Genomic DNA, 19958 nt, shown 5'->3' with positions numbered 1-19958 from the left:
CGTGCGCGGAGCGCCGCTAGTCCGCGACGCCCTTCCGTTTCCGCTTGAGCAGCCGGCGCTCCTGGGCCGGGGTCAGTTCGTGCACCACGAAGACGCTGCCGCAGACGGCGAGCCCGGTGACGTTGATCCGGTGCCTCGCCGAGTGACCGGTGTTCGCCCGGTCCTGCTTGAATCCGCCGAGGACCCCGGTGCCCTCGACATGCACCTCCACGTCGTCCGGGACGACGACGTAGACGGTGCCGATCCATGAACTGACGTGAATGGTGGTCTCCGGTCCGGTGAATTCCGCCTCGCGCAGATCGATCACCCCGGAACCGACGACGGCGGTACCCCGGTATGAATCGCCCACCGTCCAGCGTCCCTTTCGGGCGAAACCGCTGAGAACACCGGTGTCCCTGCCGACGGCCGGAGTGCGGCGGGTCCACTGGACCGGTTGCAGATCCTTCACGACGGCGTCGAGTTCGCTCCTGGTCCTGGCGCCGTAGACCACTTCCAGACGCTGTTCCAACTCGTCCGTGGAAACGCGCCCGTCGGCCGTGGCCTCCTGCAGTACGGCGGCGGTCCGTTCCCGGTCGGCGTCCGAGGCGCGCAGGTCCGGCCGGGGTGAAAGAAACTTGCTTTCGGAGGAATCGGCGCGCGATTCTCCGGAGGGCTGAGGGGAGTCCATGGACCGGAGCATACGCTTCCGCCGACGGCCCGACTCGATCCTTGAACAGCTCTTGCCCTGGCGGAAGTTGACGCCTCCGCGGCCTTGCCGCCCATGCTCGGGCGTGCCCCCTCGCGAGGCTGCCGGCACCGTTCCCCGGCGGTCGCGGACCATCCTTGACCGCCGTCGCGGCCGGGTCCTACCGTGAACGAAATTGACGACGGGAGTAATGGTCCATGCGAGCTGACGGAGTAAAAACGCATGACGTGGTCGGAATAGGTTTCGGACCCTCCAACCTGTCGCTCGCGACCGCTCTCGACGAACTCGGCGGAGAATCCGGCGGCCCGGCGATCGACGCCGTATTCCTGGAGAAACAACCGGCGCTCGGCTGGCACCGGGGAATGCTGCTGCCGGGCGCGAAGATGCAGATCTCGTTCCTCAAGGACCTGGTCACCTTCCGCAATCCCGCGTCGCCGTACAGCTTCGTCTCCTATCTGCACGCGAAGGGCCGGCTGGCTGCCTACGCCAACCGCAACGAATTCTTCCCCAGCCGCCGGGAGTTCCACGACTACCTCGAATGGGTCGAGGCCAGGTTCACCAAATACGTGACCTACAACTCCGAGGTCGTCTCGGTGCAGCCGCTGCGCGACGACCGCGGCCGCGTGGACCAGCTCCGGCTGCACGTCCGGGAGACCGGATCGGCGGACACCACCCGGGTCGTGCAGGCGCGGAACATCGTCGTCTCCACCGGCCTGGTGGCCCGGATGCCCGACGGCATCGGACACGGCCCCGGGGTGTGGCACAGCTCCGAGTACCTCACCAGGTTCCAGACGCTGGACGCCGCCCGGGTCCGCAGCGTGGCGGTCGTCGGTGCCGGGCAGAGCGCCGCGGAGATCGCCCGGCACGTCTACGACAACCTCCCCGACGCCGACGTGTACGCGATCCTCTCCCCGCTGGGCTACACCGTCGCCGACAACACCCCCCTCGCCAACCAGGTCTTCGACCCGGCCGCCGTGGACGACTTCTACTTCTCCTCCGATCGGGCCAAGGACGCCGTCTGGCACTACCACCGCAACACCAACTACTCGGTCGTCGACGACGAGTTGATCCGGGACCTGTACGAGCGCCAGTACGCCGACGAACTCGGCCGCAGCACCCGCCTGAGGTTCCTGAACCTCAGCCGCGCGCAGTCCGCCGAGTCCTTCCACGGCCGCACCCGGGTCGCCGTCCAGTCACTGCGCTCGGGCGAGGTGGACCACCTCGACGTCGACCTCCTGGTGTGCGCCACCGGATACGACCCGATGGACCCCGCCGCCATGCTCGGCGACCTCGCCGGTCTCTGCCTGCGCGACGAGCGGGGGCGGCTGCGGCTCGACCGTGACTACCGCGTCGCGACCAGCCCCGAACTGGGCTGCGGCATCTACCTCCAGGGCGGCTCCGAGCACACCCACGGCCTGTCGTCCTCGCTGCTGTCCAACATCGCCGTACGCAGCGGTGAGATCGCCAACTCCCTGGCCCGCTACTGCGCCCGGCCCGCCGCCGAGGCGGACACCGCGGCCGGCCGCACCGACCTGACCGGCGTGAAGGTGATCTGATGCTGATTCCCCCGATGTACCGGCCGCGCCGGGCGGCCGACGTCGTCGACACCGTCCGCCGCAACCCGCTCGCCCTCCTCGTCTCGGGCGGCGACCGCACCCCGTACGCCACCCACGCGCCGATCGTCGTCGAGCGGCTCGACGACGCGCCCGGCGCGGAACAGCCACTGGCCGGGGCCACGCTGCTGGGCCACATGAACCGGACGAACGACCACTGGCAGGCGCTCCAGGACGGCGCCGACGTCCTGGCCGTGTTCCAGGGACCGCACGCCTACGTCTCCCCGGCCGCCTACGACAGACGCCCGGCCGCCCCGACCTGGAACTTCGTCACCGTGCACCTGCGCGGACGGCTGGAGCCGATCGCGACCGGCGACGCGACCCTCGACGTCGTCACCACCACGGTGCGGGAACTGGAGAAGGTCGCCGGCACCGGCTGGGACATGACCGCCTCCCTGGACTACTTCCGGAAGATCCAGCCCGGGGTGCGGGCGTTCCGGGTGCACGTCGAGTCGGTCGAGGCCATGTTCAAGCTCAGCCAGGAGCACACCCCCGAGGTCCGCCGCTCGATACGCGACCACCTGTCGGCGAACGGCACCGGCCTCAGCCGTGAGCTGTCACAGGCCATGTGGGACGAGGAGTTCGCGGCCGACGACCCGGGCGCGGCCCCGCGCACCTCCGGGGCCGGCGAGCCGGTGGGAGCGGCCGACCGATGACGGACCAGCCCACCCCGTACGGCGCACTCCCCGCCGGCCTGGGCGCCTTCGTCCGCTCGCTGCCCGGCAGCGGCTCCGGCGTGCTGATCGACGACCTGAGCGCCGACCCGGTCGACGCCGAAGCGCTCGCCCGGCACGTCGCCGCCCTCTGCGGCGCACTGCGCAAGGCGGGCGTCGAACCCGGCGCGACCATCGCGGTCCGCGTCGGCCACGACGCCGCGTCGGTGGTGGCCCTGCTGGCGGCGGCCGCCTACGGCGTGGCCGTCCTCGCCGCGGCGGACGCGCCCGAACTGCCCGCCGGGCCGTTCGACATCGCCGCCCTGCTCACCACCGCCCCGCCGGCCGGCGACGCGGTGCCCGTCACCGTCGACGCGTCCGACCCGACGGTGCTCGAGCCCGGCGGCCTCGACGCCGTGCCGGAACGGAGCCCGCGGGACCCGGCCCTGCTGCTGTGCACCTCCGGCACGACCGGCGACCCCAAGTGGGTGCGGCTGTCCCAGCGGAACCTGGTCGCGGCGGGCACCTTCATCGCCGGATCGCTGGCGCTGACCCCGGCCGACCGCGGACTGTCGATGATGCCGCTGCACCACGGGCACGGCATCACCGCCGGAGTGCTCGCACCCCTGCTCAGCGGCGGCGAGTTCGTCATCGTCGACTCCAAGGACCTGACGTTCCTCCAGGAGGCGCTGCGCTGCGACATCACCTGGTACTCGGCCGCGCCCACCCTGCACCGCTCCCTGCTCGTCGCCCGGCACTCCTGGCCTGACTGGTTCGACGGCTTCCGCCCCCGGGTGGTCCGCTCCACCTCCGAGGCCCTGCCCGCCCCCGACAAGGCCGCCCTCGAAGCCGGGTTCGGGGCGCCCGTGATCGAGGCGTACGCGCTGACCGAGGTCCCCGGGCACGTCTGCACCCAGACCTACGGCACCGGCACCGAACCCGGCTGGATGCCCCCGCAGAGCGGCGTCGAGGTGCAGACCGTCGACCCGGACGGGCAACCCACCGAACCGGGCGTACAGGGCCGGATCCAGGTCCGCGGACCGAACGTCATGCTCGGCTACGTCGGCCACGAACCGGTGCCGCCCGGCGGCTGGTACCCGACCAGCGACATCGGCGTACGCCGCCCCGACGGCACGCTGGCCGTGCTCGGCCGCGACTCCGACGCCATCAAGCGCGGCGGCGAGACCGTCGTGCCCTCGGTCGTGGAATCCCTGGTCGAACAGCACCCCGACATCGAGCGGGCCCGCGTCTGCGGCATGCCCGACGACAGCCTGGGCGAGCGGATCTGCGTGGCCGTGATCAGCCGGCGCGGACCGTCCGCGGCCGATCCGCTCCTGCGGGACCTGCGCACCATGCTGCCCACCAACCTCACCCCGTCCCAGCTCCGGGTCGTGGAGGAGTTCCCCGGCAGCACCGGCGGCAAGATCAGACGGAGCGACCTGCGTCCGCTGTTCGCGGAGTAGGCCGTGGCCCCACCGAACCGGCAGCCCGGCCCGGCGCGCACCGCGCCGGGCTCGCTCGCCGACACCACCCGCGAGGTGCTGCGCCTGGCCGCCGGGCAGGGCGGCCGGACCCCGCGGTCCACGGTGCTCGTGCTCAGCGACGGCTCGTCCGTCCTGAGCCGCGGCGACCTCGGCGCCCACGCGGTGCGCCCCGTCCTGGAACGCAAGTGCGCCGTACTGGAACGCGCCACCGGGATGACCGCGCTCCCGCTCGCGCTCGCCCGCGCCGAACCCGCCGCCTACGCGGACACCCTGCGCCTGCTGCGGCCGAACTACGACGCGATCCTCCTCGCCGACATCGCCGCGCCGCACTGCTTCGAACTGCAGCGGCTGCTCGCCGCCCCGCACGTCGGCTGCCCCGTCGTCCACGACGACCAGCACGGTACGGCCGTCATGGCCGCCGCCGCCGTGCACACCGCCGTCGCCCGCTCCGGCCGCACCCTGGGCGAACTGTGCGCCGTGGTCGTCGGCGCGGGCGCCGCCGGGTCCACCACCGCCCGGCTGCTGCACCACCTGGGCACCGGCGAAGTGCGCGTGGTCGACTCCACCGGCCTGCTGCACCCCGGCCGCGCCCGCCTCACCCCGGACAAGGCGGAACTGGCCGCGCTGACCAACCCGCACGGGCTGCGCGGCCCGCTGGGCACCGCGCTGGACGGCGCCGACGTGTGCGTGGGCCTCTCCGGCGCACCGATCGCGGCCGCGGACCTGGCGCGGATGAACCCCAAGCCGGTCGTCGTCCCGCTGTCCTATCCTGACGTCGAGGTGCGGTACGAGGACGCCGCCGCCCTCGGCGCGACCTATCTGCCCGCCCTGGAGCACGAGTTGAGCAACAACCTGGCCACTCCCGGCCTGCTGCTCGCCGCCTGCCGGCTCGGACTGCGGCGGCCGTCGATGCGCGACCTGGCGACCGCCGCCGGCTGCCTGGTGTCGCAGTCGGCGGCCCGGCCCGACGCCCCGCCCGACGCGCCGCCGCTGTCCGGCGCCGACCTCGGGCGGACGGCGCGGGCGATCGCGCGCGCCATCGCCGAAGACCGCGCCCCTTCCGCGTCCCTTCCCGAGAGGTGAGTACGTGACGATGTCCGCGCAGGACCTGTGGTTCCGCCGCTACCACGCGGCGCACACCCCGCGGGCCACGCTGTTCTGCTTCCCGCACGCCGGCGGCTCGGCCAGCTACTACCACCCGATGTCCAAGGCTCTGGCGCCCGAGTTCGACGTCGCGGCCGTGCAGTACCCGGGGCGCCAGGACCGCTACGGCGAGCCGCTGGTGCCCAGCCTCGACGACCTGGCCGACGCGATCCACACCGCCATCACCCCGCAGCTGCGGGGACCGTTCGCCTTCTTCGGGCACAGCATGGGCTCGGCCGTCGCCTTCGAGGTCGCGCGCCGGCTCGAACGCGACGGCCACCCGGCCCCCGCGCTGCTGTTCGCCTCCGGCGGCCGGGCCCCGAGCCGGGTCCACGACGACGGCGTGCACCGGCGCGGCGACGACGCCATCGTCGCCGAACTGCGCGCCATGGGCGGCACGGACGCCCGGGTCCTCATGGAACCGGACCTGCTGGAACTGGTGCTGCCCCCGCTGCGCAACGACTACCTGGCCATCGAGACCTACCGCCGGGAGGCGGACGCCCGCATCGGCGCCCCCATCGTGGTCATGTCCGCCACCGACGACCCCCGGACCACCGAGGAGGAGGCGCGGGCCTGGCACGGGCACACCACCGCCGGCGGCTCCGTCCACCTGTTCCGGGGCGGCCACTTCTACCTGGAGAGCCAGGGCGCACGCGTCGTCGAGGTGATCGGCGGCACCCTGCGCGACCACCTGGCCGGCCGGTACCGCCCCGAAGTGCCCGCCGCGCAGGACGCCTCGGGCCACCCCTAAGGGGCTGGTGCCGCCCGTGCGGCGGCGCTAGACATGGGCGCCATGACAGCGACGGCCAAGGTGCCCAGCACCAAGGGACGGGTGCCCTTCCGCGACCACGCCACCTGGTACCGGATGACCGGCAGGCCGGGCGGCGGGCGCCCGGCCCTGGTCGTCGTGCACGGCGGCCCCGGCAGCACCCACGACTACCTGCGGAACCTGGCCGGGATCGCCGTCGGCGGCTGGCCCGTGGTGCACTACGACCAGCTCGGCAACGGCGGCTCCACCCATCTGCCGGACCAGCCCCCCGAGTTCTGGACCCCGGAGCTCTTCCTCGACGAACTCGACAACCTGCTGACCCGCCTCGGGATCGCCGGCGACTACGTGCTGCTCGGCCAGTCCTGGGGCGGCATGCTCGCCGCCTGGCACGCCGCCGGACGCCCGCCCGGACTGCGCGGCCTGATCGTGGCCGACGCGCCCGCCTCCTACCCGACCTGGCGCAGCGAGATGGAGGTCCTGCGCGCCGCGCTGCCCGACGGCGTCGACGAGGTGCTGCGCGCCCACGAGGCCGCCGGCACCACCGGCTCCGCCGAGTACACCGAGGCGATGCGCGTCTTCTACCGCAGACACGTCTGCCGGCTCGACCCGTGGCCCCGCGACTACGACGCCTCCTTCATGGAGATCGTGAACGACCCGACCGTCTACACCGCGATGAACGGCCCCAGCGAGTTCCACGTCGTCGGCTCGCTGCGCGACGTGTCCATCGAGCACCTCCTGCCCTCGGTCGCCGTACCCACCCTGGTCCTGTCCGGCCGGTTCGACGAGGCGACGGACGCCGTGGTCCGGCCGTACCGCGAACTCGTCCCGGACGCGCGGCACGTGGTCTTCGAGGAGTCCAGCCACCTGCCCCATCTGGAGGAGCCGGAGCGGTTCTTCCGCGTGCTCGCCGAGTTCCTCCTCGGCCTGGAGAAGGGATGACCGGCATGGATGCCGAACGGACCGGCACCGCCGTGGTGTTCCCCGGGATGAACCCGGTGCGCTACGCCGACCTCGCCCGGTTCCTGGTGGTCAACCCGGTGGCCCGCCGGCTGCTCGCCGAGGCGGACCACCGGCTCGGCCACTCGGTGCTCGACGGCCTGGAGCACGCGGAGGGCGACTACAGCGAGCACGCCCAGGTGGCGTTCATGGTCACCTGCGTCGCGCTCGCCGATTGGGCGCGCACCGAGCTGGGCGTGGAGGCGGACGCCGCCGTCGGGCCCAGCTTCGGCGGCAAACCCCTGACGGCGTTCAGCGGGTCACTGCCGTTCGAGGACGCCGTGTGGATGACCGCGGAACTCGCCCGGTGCATGGACGAGTTCTTCGCCACCCAGTGCCAGGACGTCGTCACCCACTCGTTCGTCCGGATCACCGCCGGACAACTGGAGGAGATCCGCACCGAGCTGGACGCCGCCGGGCAGTGGAGCGACATCGCCTGCCACCTGGACCGCAGCATGTTCATGCTGTCGCTGCGGGAGCGGAACCTGCAGTGGCTGGACAAGAAGATCCGCGCACTCGGCGGCATGTCCCTCTACACCATGCGCCCACCGCTGCACTCGGCGTCCTTCGCCGGGCTGCGCCGCATGGCCGAGGACCGGGTGCTCGGCGGCCTCGAGTTCGCCGACCCGGCGCTCCCGGTCGTCGCCGACCAGGACGGCACCGTGCTGCGCACCGGGGACGCCGTCCGGGAGATGCTGCTGGACTCCGTCGTCCGGGCGGTCCACTGGCCCACCGCCGTCGACGCGCTGCGTGAACTGGGCGTGGGGCGCGTGTGCGTGTGCGGACCGGACGGTCTGTTCGGGCGGCTCGCCTGTACCCGGGAGAACTTCGAGGTGATCGCCGCCGACCCGGGACTGGCGCTGCGGCCGCCGGGCCGGCGCTGAGCTGAGCGCCGGCCCGGCGCTCAGGCGGAGGCGGGGGAGTCGAGGGACGCGGACAGCGTCTCCCACAGCACCGCGGGCGTGCGGAAGCTGTCCAGGCTCAGGGCCTCCTCCCGGAACCGGACCTGGAAACGGCTCTCCAGGGCGCCGAGCAGTTCCACGGTGGCCAGCGAGTCCAGACCGTAGTCGCGCAGCGGGGCGTCCGGCGGCAGCGGCTCGTCGTCCGGCAGATAGGGAAGGAACTGCCGGACCGTCTCCTCGAACTCTTCTCGCATGTCAACTCCAGGCTGGTCGGGCGCCCTCGGCGCGCGGTCGGCTGCCGCAGCACGCTAGCCCGGCCGGCCCGCGCCTGCCGACCCCTACCTTCGCCGGCCGCGGCCGGCCGACCCGACGGAGGACCGCGATGAACCGACCGGCGCCCAGCGGCCTGTACGCGCGCTTCCTGCGCGGCCTCGACCGCTCACCCGACGGCACCGCCGTCCAGGCGGGCGGCCTGCGCCTCACCTACCGGCAGGCCCACGAACAGGCCCTGCTGTGGGCCGGGGCCCTTGCCGGACGGACGGCGCGCACGGTCGGCGTGCTCGCCGGCAAGAGCCCCACCGCCTACGCCGGTGTGCTGGCCGCGCTCTGCGCCGGAGCCGCCGTCGTCCCGCTGCGGCCCGACTTCCCGGCGGCCCGCAACAGCCGCATGCTCACCGCGTCCGGGGCCACCGCCCTCGTCGTCGACGAGGAGGGCGCCAAGACCCTGGGCGCGCTGGCGGAGGCGGGCGGTGACGCCCTGGCCGGCCTGCACGTCCTCGCCCCGGACGGCGGACCGGACGGCCCGGCGCCCTTCCCCGCGCTCTCGGCCGACCCCGCGCACGCACTCCGCGAACCGTGCGAAGTCGCCCCCGAAGACGCCGCGTTCATCCTCTTCACCTCCGGCTCCACCGGCCGCCCCAAGGGTGTCGTCGTCACCCACGGGAACACCGACCACTACTTCCGGCTGCTCGACGAGCGCTACGACTTCACATCCGACGACACGTTCTCCCAGGCCTTCGACCTGAACTTCGACTGCGCGCTGTTCGACCTGTTCTGCGCCTGGGGCGCGGGGGCCACGGCCCTCGCGGTCCCGCCCGCCGCCTACCGGGACCTGCCCGGATTCCTCGCCGAACACGGCGTCACCGTCTGGTTCTCCACCCCGAGCGCCATCGACCTGGTGCGCAGGATGGGGGGCCTGACCCCCGGCGCCCTGCGCGGCCTGCGCCTGAGCTTCTTCGCCGGGGAGGCCTTCCGGTGCGGGGACGCCCGCGACTGGCAGGCGGCGGCGCCCGGCTCGGCGATCGAGAACCTGTACGGGCCCACCGAACTGACCGTCACGATCGCCGCCCACCGCTGGGCGGGCGCGGGCTCCGAGGCCGTCGCCGTCAACGGCGTCGTGCCCATCGGCACGGTGCACCGGGGCCACCGGCACCTCCTGCTCGGCGACGACGGCCGGCCCGCCGAGAAGGAGGGGGAACTGCTCATCAGTGGACCCCAGCTGACCCGCGGCTACCTCGACCCCGGCGACGAGGAGGGCAGGTTCCTGCACCTGGACGGCGCCCGCTGGTACCGCACCGGCGACCGCATCCGGCGCACCGGCGAGGGGCAGCTCGCCTACCTGGGCCGGCTCGACTCCCAGGTCCAGGTGGCGGGCTGGCGCATCGAACTCGGAGAGGTCGAGCACGCGCTGCGGGAGGCGGGCCTGCCCGACGCGGTGGCGGTCGGCGCCGAGGGCCCGGCCGGGACCGTCCTCGTCGCCTTCTACACCGGGCCCGCCGTCGCCACCGCCGACCTCGTCGGCCGGCTGCGGCGGCTGCTGCCCGACGGCGCGGTCCCGCGGCGCTTCCACCACCTCGACGAACTCCCGCTGAACGCCAACCGCAAGACCGACCGCACGACCCTCGCGACCTGGGCCTCGCAGCTCCTCTCCGGGCCGCGCCGCTAGGTCGTGTCCGCGAAGTCGCGTCGTTCGCCCGCAGGGCGGGCGTTGCGGCGTCCGGTGCGTGCTCTCGGCGTGCCGGCCGGATGCCCTCGTACCGGGTGTACTCGGGCTTCCGGCCGGTGGGGCGAGAGTGCGTGCCGGGCGCCGCGACGCAGGCGTGACTTTGCGGACATGACCTAGGGGTCCCTAGGGGGTGTGTCCGGCCGAATCGCCACGCTAGCTTCGGCCGACCCGACATGCGTGGCGCGAGAGGCGGACATGGAACCCTTTGACCCTTCCCCGCGCGGCCCCCTCGTGCACACCCTGCTGGACGAGGCGGCGGCCGAACGGCCCGACGCCCGCGCGGTGCGGGACGCGCGGGGCGGATGGACGTACCGCGAGACCGCCCGGCACAGCCACGCCGTCGCCGCCTGGCTGCGCGCCGCCGGCGTCGGCCCGGGGGACCGCGTGCTGGTCCAGTGGCCCACCGACCGCCGGCTCGTCGCCGTGCTGTACGGCGTCAGCCGCGCCGGCGCCGTCCTGGTCCCGGTCAACCCCGAAACCCGGCCGTACCAGCTTCGGGCCGTCGTCGACAGCGCCGAGCCCCGGCTCGTCCTCACCGCCGGTGAACGCGACGTCGTGTGGAAGGAGATCGAGGACCTGCTCGACGCCGGGCCGGTGCCGGAACCCGAGGGCGTCACCCCGGACGGCCTCGCCTTCCTCGTCTACACCTCCGGCAGCACCTCGGTGCCCAAGGGGGTGATCGAGCCGCACGCGCAGGTCGTGTTCGCCACCCGGGCGCTCGTCGCGGAACTCGGCTACCGGCCCGACGACGTCGTCCTGTGCCGGTTCCCGGTCTCCTGGGACTACGGCCTGTACAAGGTCCTGATGTGCGCCGCCGCCCGCTGCGAGATCGTGCTGGCCGGCGAGGAGTCGGACCTGACCCTGCTGCGCCGGATGCGCGAGGTCGGCGCCACCGTCGTCCCCGTCGTCCCCTCCTTCGCCACCATGATCGGCAAGCTCGCCGACCGCGAGCCCGGGCCGGACGGCGGCAACCGGGTGCGGCTGTTCACCAACACCGGTGCCGCACTGCCGCCGTCGACGGCGGACCGGCTGCGCGAGGCGTTCCCCGGCGCCGTCGTGGTGCGCCAGTACGGCCAGACCGAGTGCAAGCGCGTCTCCGTCATGCCGCCCGCCGAGGAGCACGAGCGGCCCGACTCGGTCGGCCGCCCCATTCGCGGCACCCGGGTGCTGATCCTCGGCCCCGACGGCACCGAGGTGCCCACCGGGGAACTCGGCGAGATCGTCGCCACCGGACCGCACGTCATGCCCGGCTACTGGCGGGCACCGGAGATCAGCGCCCGCACCTTCCGCACCGACCCCGCCACCGGCGCCACGAGGCTCCACACCGGCGACTACGGACGGGTCGACGAGGACGGCTACCTGTACTTCCACGGCCGGGTCGACGACATGTTCAAACGCAAGGGCATCCGGATGAGCACCCTGGAGATCGAGGCCGCGGCGATGGACGTCCCCGGAGTGCGGGCCGCCGGCGTCGTCCCGCCCGCCGGCGGCCGCGACCTCGCCATCTGCGTGGAGACCGATCTCGCGCCGCACACCGTGCTGCGTGAACTCGCCCAGCGGCTGGAGCCGTTGAAGGTGCCCTCGCTGTGCCACGTGGTCGACGCGTTCCCGCTCACCGCGCACGGCAAGAACGCGACGAAGGAGCTGGCCGCGCTGCTGGACCGGGTGTTCGCGGACCGCGCCCGGCCGGGCTCCGGCGAGGCCGCCCCCCGATGACCGGCGCCGTCACCGCGGCCGCCGGACGGCCGGCCGGACCCCGGAACACCACGGGGGGCACGCCCGTGGTCGTGGTCAGCAGCCTGGCCTCGGACGCCCACACCTGGAACCTGGTCTTCCTGCAACTCCTCATCGAGGAGGCCGGGTTCGACGTGGTGAACCTCGGGCCGTGCGTGCCGGACGACCTGCTGGTCGCCGAGTGCCGCGCCCGGCACGCCGCCATGGTGGTGATCAGCAGCGTCAACGGCCACGGCTACCAGGACGGGATGCGCGCCATCGGCCGGCTGCGGGCCTGTCCCGAACTGGCCGGGGTGCCCGTCGTCATCGGGGGCAAGCTCGGAGTTTCCGCACACGGCCGCGCCGAGCGCGCCGAGGCCCTGCTCGCCGCCGGCTACGACGCCGTCTACGACGACACCGGCGGCACCGAGTCCTTCCGCGGCCTCCTCGCCTCGCTCACGGCGGTCACGGCGTGAGCTTCGGCGCGTTCGTCCGCCGGCACGCCGCGGCGGGCGAACTGGTCGTACAGCCACGCACCGGCTTCGGCGACCCGGCCCGGATGCGGGCCTGCCTCGCGGCCGTACGGGGAGCCCGCGCGACGACCGCCGGCACGATCACCCTCGACAGCTACACCCGTCTCGGCGACCTGGAGTCCGCCGGCCGGGCGCTGCGCGAGGGCAACCCGCTCAACGGCTACCCGCTGCTCAACCACAGCACCCCCACCACCGCCGCGATGCTCGACGGCCTCGCCGGCCCGGACTTCCCCGTCCAGGTGCGGCACGGCTCGGCCAAACCGCTGGGCATCGTCCGCGGCATGATCCGGGCCGGGCTGCACGCCACCGAGGGCGGCCCGGTGTCGTACTGCCTGCCCTACGGCCGCACCCCGCTCGCGGAGTCCGTCCGGGAGTGGGCCGCCGCCTGCGAAGTGCTGGCCGCCGCCGGGGATCCGGGCACCGAGCCGCAGCTCGAGACCTTCGGCGGCTGCCTGATGGGGCAGCTGTGCCCGCCCGGACTGCTGGTCGCCGTCAGCGTCCTGGAGGCGATGTTCTTCCGCGCCCACGGCCTGCGTTCGGTGTCGGTCAGCTACGCGCAGCAGACCAGCGCCGCGCAGGACGAGGAGGCCGTCCGCGCGCTGCGCCGGCTGTGCGCCGAGCTGCTGCCGGACACCGACTGGCACGTCGTCGTCTACGCGTACATGGGCATGTACCCGCAGACGCCCGCCGGCGCCCGTGAACTGCTCGCCGAGGCCGCCCGCCTGGCGGTCGCCACGGGCAGCGAACGGCTCATCGTGAAGACGGTCGCCGAGGCGCACCGGCTGCCGACGGTCGCCGAGAACGTCGACGCCCTGGAACTCGCCGCCGGGGCCGCGTCCGAGGCCCGGCGCACCGGAGCGCCGGCCGCGACGGCCGGTGACGGCGGCGAGACCTACGCGGAGGCGCGGACCCTGGTCGACGCGGTGCTCGACTGCGCGCCCGGCATCGGCGACGCGCTGGTCGCCGCCTTCGGACGCGGGCTGCTCGACGTCCCGTTCTGCCTGCACCCCGACAACGCGGGCCGCGCCCGCAGCTACCTGGCCGCCGACGGCCGCCTGCGCTGGTCCGACATCGGCTCCATGCCGCTGGCCGGCGTCGTCGGACCGCGTCCCGGCGGCGACCGGCTGACCGCGCGGGACCTCATGGCGGCCCTCTCCCACGTCCAGCGGACGTTCGACGCGAAGGCGCTGGAGGGGCCCGGCGCCCCCGCCGCCCTGACCTCCGGCTCCCGACCGAGCCCCGATCACCTGGTGAGGATGACGAAGGAATGACCGAGACCGCCTCCACCGAGCAGCTCGTCGGGGCCCTGCGCCGTTCCGTGCTCGACAACGAACTGCTGCGCCGGGAGAACGAGCGGCTGACCGCCGAAGTGTCCGAGCCCGTAGCGGTCGTCGGAATGGCCTGCCGCTACCCCGGCGGTGCCACCACCCCGGACGGACTGTGGGACCTGGTCGCGTCGGGCACGGACGCCATCGGGACGTTCCCCGCGGACCGCGGCTGGGACCGGGAGGCGCTGTACTCGCCGGTGCCGGGCACACCCGGGACCACGTACTCCTGCGAGGGCGGGTTCCTGTACGACGCCGCCGACTTCGACGCGGACTTCTTCGGCATCTCCCCGCGCGAGGCACTCGGCATGGACCCCCAGCAGCGGCTGCTGCTGGAGACCTCCTGGGAGGCGCTGGAACGGGCCCGGATCGTCCCGGCGTCGCTGCGCGGCAGCCGGACCGGTGTGTACGCCGGCGTGATGTACCACGACTACGGCCCCGGAAGCAGCGACGGCAGCCTCGTCTCCGGGCGGGTCGCCTACACGCTGGGCCTGGAGGGCCCCGCGCTGTCGCTGGACACCGCCTGCTCGTCCTCCCTGGTGGCCCTCCACCTGGCGGTGCAGGGCCTGCGCCGCGGCGACTGCGCACTGGCGCTGGCCGGCGGGGTCACCGTGATGACCGAGCCGGACATGTTCGTGTACTTCAGCGGTGAGCGGGGACTGTCCTCCGACGGCCGCTGCAAGGCGTTCTCCGCCCGCGCCGACGGCGTCGGCTGCGCGGAGGGCGCGGGCGTACTGGTGCTGGAGCGGCTCTCGGACGCGGTGCGCGCCGGACGCCGGGTGCTCGCGGTGATCCGCGGCTCGGCCGTCAACCAGGACGGTGCCTCCAGCGGGCTCACGGCGCCCAACGGCCCGGCGCAGCAGCGCGTCATCGCCGCCGCCCTCGCCGACGCCCGCCTGACCCCGGCGGACGTCGACGCGGTCGAGGGCCACGGCACCGGCACCCGGCTGGGCGACCCGATCGAGGCCCAGGCGCTGCTGGCCGCCTACGGCAGGGGCCGGGACGCCGCGCGGCCGCTCTGGCTCGGCACGGTGAAGTCCAACATCGGGCACACCCAGGCCGCGGCCGGCGCGGCCGGGGTGATCAAGATGATCCAGGCGCTGCGGCACGAGGTGCTGCCGCGCTCCCTGTACGCGGACGACCCCACGCCCGAGGTGGACTGGACGTCGGGCGCGGTACGGCTGCTGGCCGACGCGGTGCCGTGGCCGCGCGGCGGGCGGCCACGCCGGTTCGGGGTGTCCTCGTTCGGGATCAGCGGCACCAACGCGCACGTCCTGGTGGAGGAACCGCCGGAGGAGGAGGCGGCCCCCGACGTCTTCGAAGAGGGTGCTCCCGGCCGCCGGGCCGCCGAAGCCGGTCCGGCCGGTGACGTGTCGGCGTGGCTGGTGTCGGGGCGCTCGGCGGCGGCCCTGGCGGGCCAGGCACAAGCGCTGGCGGACTGGGTGCGGGAACGTCCGGGGTTCCCGGTGGCGGCCGGCGCGCGCGCCCTCGCCACCACCCGGTCGGTGTTCGAGCACCGGGCGGTGGTGACCGGCCGGTCCACCGGTGAACTGCTCGCCGGTCTCGACGCGTTGGCCGAGGGGCGGGACGCCCCGGGGGTCGTGTCCGGGCGGGCCGGGGCGGTCCGGGCGGCGTTCGTCTTCTCCGGGCAGGGCTCCCAGCATCCCGGCATGGGAGCGGAACTCGCCGCCCGGTACCCGGTGTTCGCGGAGTCCTACGCCGAGGTCCGCGCCGCCTTCGACGGGCTGCTGCCCCGCCCGCTGGCGGACGTCGTGGCCTCCGGTGACGAACTGGACGAGACGGTCTTCACCCAGCCCGCCCTGTTCGCCCTGCACACCGCCCTGGCCCGGCTCCTGGAGTCGTTCGGCGTCACCCCGGCCGCCGTGGCCGGGCACTCCATCGGCGAGCTGTCCGCCGTCCACGTCGCCGGCGCCCTCGGCCTGGCGGACGCCGCCCGGCTGGTGGCCGCCCGCGCCCGGGTGATGCAGGTCCTGCCGCCCGGCGGCGCGATGGCGTCGGTCACCGCGGACCGGGAGACGCTCGCGGCGGTGCTCGCCGGCGGCACCGTACGACTCGGTGGCGAGGCGGCCGTGCCGAGCCCGGGGTTCCCCGGGGCCGACATCGCCGCGGTGAACTCGCCGCGGCACACCACCCTGTCGGGCGCCGCCGAAGCCGTCACGGCGGCCGTCGCGTTCCTGTCCGCGCACGGTGTGCGCACCGCGGCGCTGCCGGTGTCCCACGCCTTCCACTCCCGGCTGATGGACCCGGCCCTGCCCGCCCTCGCCGAGGCCGCCGCGGCCGTCTCCTGGCGGGCTCCGGCGATCCCGGTCGTGTCCACCCTCACCGGACTCACCCTCACGGCCGAGGAACTGGCCGACCCGGAACACTGGACCCGGCACGCCCGTGAGGCCGTCGACTTCCCCGCCGCCCTGACGACGCTCACCGGCGCCCACCGCGCCACCGCGCTCGTGGAGCTGGGCCCGGACCGCACCCTGACCACGCTGGCCGGCCACTTCCTCGACGCCGCCCCGGCCCTCGACGTCACCGCGATCCCCGTGCTCCACCCCGCGCAGGACGAGACCGGGACCCTGGCCACGGCCCTGGCCCGCCTGCACGTGGCCGGCGCCGCCGTCGACTGGCTCCCCGCCCTGACCCGGGACGGCGAACCGGTCACCGCGGACCCGGCCCTGCCGACGTACGCCTTCCGGCGCCGGCGCCACTGGCTCGGCACCGCGCCCGCCCGCGCGGCCGGACTGGACGCCACCGGGCACCCGCTCCTGCCCGCCGTCACCACCCTCGCGGCGGACGGCACGCTGCTGCTCACCGGCACGCTCGCCCCGCACGCCACCCCCTGGCTCACCCACCACTTGGTCAACGGCGAGCCGCTGCTGCCGGGCGCGGCCCTCGTGGAACTCGCCCTGCACGCCGCGGGCCACACCGACACCCCGTACCTGCGCGAACTGACCGTGCACACCCCCCTCACCCTCACCGAGGGCCGCCCCACCGCCCTCCAGATCCACACCGGTACGCCCGACCCCGACACCGGCGAGCGCGCCCTGCGCGTCTTCTCCCGCCCCGCGGCCGACGTCCCGTGGACCCGTCACGCCGACGGTGTGCTGGCGCAGGGGCCAGGACCCCGGTTCGCGGACGTCGAGGTCCACGCGCCGGGGAACTGGCCGCCCGCCGGCGCCCGGAGCGTCGACGTGACCGGCGCCTACACCGAGCTGGCCGGTCAGGGCCTCGGCTACGGCCCCTCCTTCCAGGGCCTGCGGGCCGCGTGGCGCCTCGGCGACGACGTGTTCGCCGAAGTCGCCCTGCCGGACGGCGTGGACGCCACCGGGTACGGCATCCACCCGGCGCTGCTCGACGCGGCCCTGCACGCCGCCGCCCTCGTGGACGACGACGCCCGGCCCGGCAGCCCGCTGATCCCCTTCTCCTGGGACGAGGTGGTGCTGCACACGCCCGGCGCGACCGCGCTGCGCGTCCGGGTGCGCCGCACCGGAGCCGGCACGTCGGCGGTCACCTGCACGGACGGCCTGGGCACGCCGGTGTTCTCCACCGGAACCCTGGTGGCCCGGTCCGCGCGGGCGCGGACGGGCGGCCCGGCCCCCGTGCCGAACGAGAACCTGCTGGAGGTGTCCTGGGTTCCGGCGACGGCGACCGAGGCCGTCGCCCCGGCCCCGCACGGCCGGGCGGTCGTGGGCCCGTCCGTACCGGCGTTCGCCGGACCGGCGCACGCTCCGGCGTATCCGACGCTCGCCGCTCTGGCGGACGCGCTGTCCGGGGGCGCGCCGGAGCCCGAGGTCGTCGTCGTCCCGTGCCTGGCGGACGGCGCGCCCGACGAGCAGCCGCCCGCCGACCTGCCGGCCGCCGTCCACGCGGCGGCGCACGGCATGCTCGGCGTCGTCCAGGCACGGATCGCCGACGAGCGCCTCGCCGGGTCGCGCATAGCGGTCGTCACCCGCGGCGCGGTGGCCGTCGCCGTCGGGGAGGCGCCCGGTGATCTGGTCGGCAGCGCGCTGTGGGGACTGGTGCGCAGCGCGGAGGCGGAGAGCCCCGGGACCTTCGTGCTCGTCGACGTGGACGGACCGGTGGACGCGGCGGTGTTCGACGCCGCGCTGGCCACCGGCGAACCCCAGGTCGCAGTGCGCGCCGGCCGGCTGCTCGTCCCCCGGCTCGCACGTCCCACGGCCCTGATCGCACCGCCCGGCACCGAGCACTGGCGGGTCGCGGCGCCCTCGCCGGACGCGCACGGGCGGGCGGCCCTGGTCGCCGCGCCCGAGGCGGCGCTCCCGCTGGAACCGGGGCAGCTGCGGATCGGGGTGCGCGCGGCGGGACTCGACGCGCCCGACGCCTCGGTGGGCGCGGGACACGTCGAGGAAGTGGGACCCGGGGTGACGGGACTCGCCCCCGGTGACCGGGTCCTGGCGCTGCTGCCCGGAGGCGCGGGGCCCGTCGCGGTCGCCGACCAGCCGCTGGTGACCCGGCTGCCGGGGGAGTGGTCGTTCGCCGAGGCGGCGGGGCTGCCCGCCGGCCGGATCCGCGCCCTGGCCGGGGACCCCGGGCAGCTCTTCGAGCGCACCGGCACCGAGCCGCCGGCCCCGTACCTCGGGGACCTCGGACGGGCCGCCGACGCGGTGCGGGCCGAGGGGGCGGTCAAGCCCGTGCTGCACGTGCCCCGGCGGTTCGGGCCGGACGACACGGTCCTGGTCACCGGCGGCACCGGAACCCTCGGCGGGCACGTCGCCCGGCACCTGGTGACCGCGCACGGCGCACGCCGGCTGATCCTGGCCGGCCGCCGAGGGCCCGACGCGCCCGGCGCGGCCGAGGCCGTTGCCCGGCTCGCCGCCCTCGGCGCCGAGGCGCGGGCGGTGGCCTGCGACGTCGCCGACCCGGACGACCTCGCCGCGCTGCTGCTGTCCGTCCCGGCCGGACAGCGGCTCGCGGGCGTGGTGCACCTCGCCGGGGTGACCGACGACGGTGTCGTCGCGGCGCTGACCCCGCGGCGGATGGACGCGGTCCTGCGGCCCAAGGCCGACGCCGCCTGGCATCTGCACCAGCAGACCCGCGGCCTCGACCTCGACATGTTCGTGCTCTTCTCCTCCGGCGGCGGCACGCTCGGCGCCCCCGGCCAGGCCAACTACTCCTGCGCCAACGCCTTCCTCGACGGCCTGGCCGCCCACCGCCGCGGCCTCGGACTGCCCGCCCAGTCGCTGGCCTGGGGCCTGTGGACCGGCCAGGGCATGGCCGAGCGGATGTCCTCGACCGACGTCGCCCGCATGGCGGGCTCGGGCGTCGGCGGTCTCTCCGTCGACGAGGGCCTGGAACTGTTCGACCTCGCCCTCGCCGCGGGCGGACCCCAACTGCTCCCGTTCCGGCTGGACCTGGCGGCCCTGCGCCGGCCGGACGCCGACGTCCAGCCGATGTTCCGCGCGCTGGCCGGCCCGCCCCGCCGGGCCACCGCGGCCGGCGGCGAGGCGGCCGGTGACGCCGCCGCCCGCCTCCGCGAACGCCTCGCCGGACTCGACGCCCGGGAGGCCGAGCAGGCGCTCGCCGAACTCGTCCAGGCCCATGTGGCCGCCGTCCTCGGACACGGCTCACCGACGGCCGTCGGGCTCGACCGGCCCTTCAAGGACGCCGGGTTCGACTCCCTGACCAGCATCGAGCTGCGCAACCGGCTGGCCACGGCCACCGGGCTGCGGCTGCCCGCCACCCTGGTCTTCGACCATCCGAGCGCCGCGGACGTCGCCGCGTACCTGCGCAGCCTGCTGCGGCCCGGCACCGGGCCGGAGCGCGCGCCGGACGGCGACGAGACCTGGCTGCGGGACCTGTTCACCCGCATACCGCTGCAACGGCTGCGCTCCAGCGGCCTGCTGGACACCCTGATGGGCCTGGCCGGAGTGGCGGGCGCCGACCGGTTCCTGGCGGTGGACGACGCCGACATCGACGAGATGGACGCCGCCGAACTCATCGACATGCTGATGGTCGACGACGACTGACCGGCCCCTGGGTCGTGTCCGCAAAGTCACGCCTGCGTCGCGACGCCCGGCACGCACTCTCGCCGCACCGGCCGGAAGCCCGAGTACACCCGGTACGAGGGCATCCGGCCGGCACGCCGAGAGCACGCACCGGACGCC

At 74.9% G+C, this 19958-nt stretch carries 14 protein-coding genes; 12 read left to right on the top strand and 2 right to left on the bottom strand.

Annotated elements, in window-relative coordinates; all coding sequences use genetic code 11:
* Positions 1–16: 16 nt before the first annotated feature.
* Positions 17–667: a DUF1707 domain-containing protein gene (locus ACWCPN_RS34365; protein WP_451214459.1), complete on the bottom strand. Its 651-nt coding sequence runs from the start codon at positions 665–667 to the stop codon at positions 17–19.
* A 245-nt stretch (positions 668–912) separates the two neighbouring features.
* Between ACWCPN_RS34365 and ACWCPN_RS34360 the strand changes: the two genes are divergently transcribed.
* Genes ACWCPN_RS34360 through ACWCPN_RS34330 form a run of 7 tightly spaced genes read left to right on the top strand, consistent with a single transcriptional unit; the run spans position 913 to position 8227 of the window.
* Positions 913–2241, top strand: coding sequence for a lysine N(6)-hydroxylase/L-ornithine N(5)-oxygenase family protein (locus ACWCPN_RS34360; protein ID WP_451214457.1), 1329 nt, complete (start codon positions 913–915; stop codon positions 2239–2241).
* Positions 2241–2954 carry an FMN-binding negative transcriptional regulator gene (locus tag ACWCPN_RS34355; protein WP_451214455.1) on the top strand — a complete coding sequence of 238 codons (714 nt, stop codon included), beginning with the start codon at positions 2241–2243 and terminating at the stop codon, positions 2952–2954. The genes ACWCPN_RS34360 and ACWCPN_RS34355 overlap by 1 nt, the downstream gene beginning before the upstream one ends.
* Positions 2951–4414 carry a class I adenylate-forming enzyme family protein gene (locus tag ACWCPN_RS34350; protein WP_451214453.1) on the top strand — a complete coding sequence of 488 codons (1464 nt, stop codon included), beginning with the start codon at positions 2951–2953 and terminating at the stop codon, positions 4412–4414. Before ACWCPN_RS34355 ends, ACWCPN_RS34350 begins: the two co-directional genes overlap by 4 nt.
* 3 nt (positions 4415–4417) lie before the next feature.
* On the top strand, positions 4418–5518 hold the full coding sequence (locus ACWCPN_RS34345) for a malic enzyme-like NAD(P)-binding protein (RefSeq protein WP_451214451.1): 1101 nt from the start codon (positions 4418–4420) through the stop codon (positions 5516–5518).
* Positions 5519–5528: 10 nt separating this feature from the next.
* A complete protein-coding gene (locus tag ACWCPN_RS34340) occupies positions 5529–6329 on the top strand; it encodes a thioesterase II family protein (RefSeq protein ID WP_451214449.1) in 801 nt (266 codons plus the stop codon).
* A gap of 42 nt (positions 6330–6371) precedes the next feature.
* The gene (locus ACWCPN_RS34335; protein WP_451214447.1) at positions 6372–7286 is read left to right on the top strand and encodes a proline iminopeptidase-family hydrolase; all 915 of its coding nucleotides are present in this window, start codon (positions 6372–6374) and stop codon (positions 7284–7286) included.
* On the top strand, positions 7283–8227 hold the full coding sequence (locus tag ACWCPN_RS34330) for an ACP S-malonyltransferase (RefSeq protein ID WP_451214445.1): 945 nt from the start codon (positions 7283–7285) through the stop codon (positions 8225–8227). Before ACWCPN_RS34335 ends, ACWCPN_RS34330 begins: the two co-directional genes overlap by 4 nt.
* Positions 8228–8247: 20 nt before the next feature.
* Here ACWCPN_RS34330 and ACWCPN_RS34325 read toward each other — a convergent pair whose 3' ends face one another.
* On the bottom strand, positions 8248–8499 hold the full coding sequence (locus ACWCPN_RS34325; protein WP_199212623.1) for an acyl carrier protein: 252 nt from the start codon (positions 8497–8499) through the stop codon (positions 8248–8250).
* A 128-nt stretch (positions 8500–8627) separates the two neighbouring features.
* Here ACWCPN_RS34325 and ACWCPN_RS34320 point away from each other — a divergent pair, with 128 nt between their 5' ends.
* The 5 genes from ACWCPN_RS34320 to ACWCPN_RS34300 all read left to right on the top strand — a co-directional run bounded on the left by ACWCPN_RS34320 (position 8628) and on the right by ACWCPN_RS34300 (position 19820).
* Complete coding sequence (locus tag ACWCPN_RS34320; protein ID WP_451214443.1) at positions 8628–10190, top strand: AMP-binding protein; 1563 nt, start codon at positions 8628–8630, stop codon at positions 10188–10190.
* Positions 10191–10445: 255 nt separating this feature from the next.
* The gene (locus tag ACWCPN_RS34315; protein WP_451214441.1) at positions 10446–11966 is read left to right on the top strand and encodes a class I adenylate-forming enzyme family protein; all 1521 of its coding nucleotides are present in this window, start codon (positions 10446–10448) and stop codon (positions 11964–11966) included.
* Complete coding sequence (locus ACWCPN_RS34310) at positions 11963–12439, top strand: cobalamin B12-binding domain-containing protein (protein WP_392292338.1); 477 nt, start codon at positions 11963–11965, stop codon at positions 12437–12439. The genes ACWCPN_RS34315 and ACWCPN_RS34310 overlap by 4 nt, the downstream gene beginning before the upstream one ends.
* A complete protein-coding gene (locus ACWCPN_RS34305; protein WP_451214439.1) occupies positions 12436–13767 on the top strand; it encodes a methylaspartate mutase in 1332 nt (443 codons plus the stop codon). Before ACWCPN_RS34310 ends, ACWCPN_RS34305 begins: the two co-directional genes overlap by 4 nt.
* Positions 13764–19820, top strand: coding sequence for a type I polyketide synthase (locus ACWCPN_RS34300; RefSeq protein ID WP_451214437.1), 6057 nt, complete (start codon positions 13764–13766; stop codon positions 19818–19820). Before ACWCPN_RS34305 ends, ACWCPN_RS34300 begins: the two co-directional genes overlap by 4 nt.
* Positions 19821–19958 lie beyond the last annotated feature (138 nt).

Source organism: Streptomyces sp. NPDC002386 (genome assembly GCF_053593175.1).
This window is presented reverse-complemented; position numbering and strand designations above follow the sequence as displayed.

Coding starts and splice junctions, on each gene's coding strand:
- ACWCPN_RS34355 (WP_451214455.1), top strand. CDS start 2,241: ATGCTGATTCCCCCGATGTACCGGCCGCGCCGGGCGGCCGACGTCGTC.
- ACWCPN_RS34315 (WP_451214441.1), top strand. CDS start 10,446: ATGGAACCCTTTGACCCTTCCCCGCGCGGCCCCCTCGTGCACACCCTG.
- ACWCPN_RS34350 (WP_451214453.1), top strand. CDS start 2,951: ATGACGGACCAGCCCACCCCGTACGGCGCACTCCCCGCCGGCCTGGGC.
- ACWCPN_RS34320 (WP_451214443.1), top strand. CDS start 8,628: ATGAACCGACCGGCGCCCAGCGGCCTGTACGCGCGCTTCCTGCGCGGC.
- ACWCPN_RS34335 (WP_451214447.1), top strand. CDS start 6,372: ATGACAGCGACGGCCAAGGTGCCCAGCACCAAGGGACGGGTGCCCTTC.
- ACWCPN_RS34310 (WP_392292338.1), top strand. CDS start 11,963: ATGACCGGCGCCGTCACCGCGGCCGCCGGACGGCCGGCCGGACCCCGG.
- ACWCPN_RS34300 (WP_451214437.1), top strand. CDS start 13,764: ATGACCGAGACCGCCTCCACCGAGCAGCTCGTCGGGGCCCTGCGCCGT.
- ACWCPN_RS34365 (WP_451214459.1), bottom strand. CDS start 667: ATGGACTCCCCTCAGCCCTCCGGAGAATCGCGCGCCGATTCCTCCGAA.
- ACWCPN_RS34330 (WP_451214445.1), top strand. CDS start 7,283: ATGACCGGCATGGATGCCGAACGGACCGGCACCGCCGTGGTGTTCCCC.
- ACWCPN_RS34325 (WP_199212623.1), bottom strand. CDS start 8,499: ATGCGAGAAGAGTTCGAGGAGACGGTCCGGCAGTTCCTTCCCTATCTG.
- ACWCPN_RS34340 (WP_451214449.1), top strand. CDS start 5,529: ATGTCCGCGCAGGACCTGTGGTTCCGCCGCTACCACGCGGCGCACACC.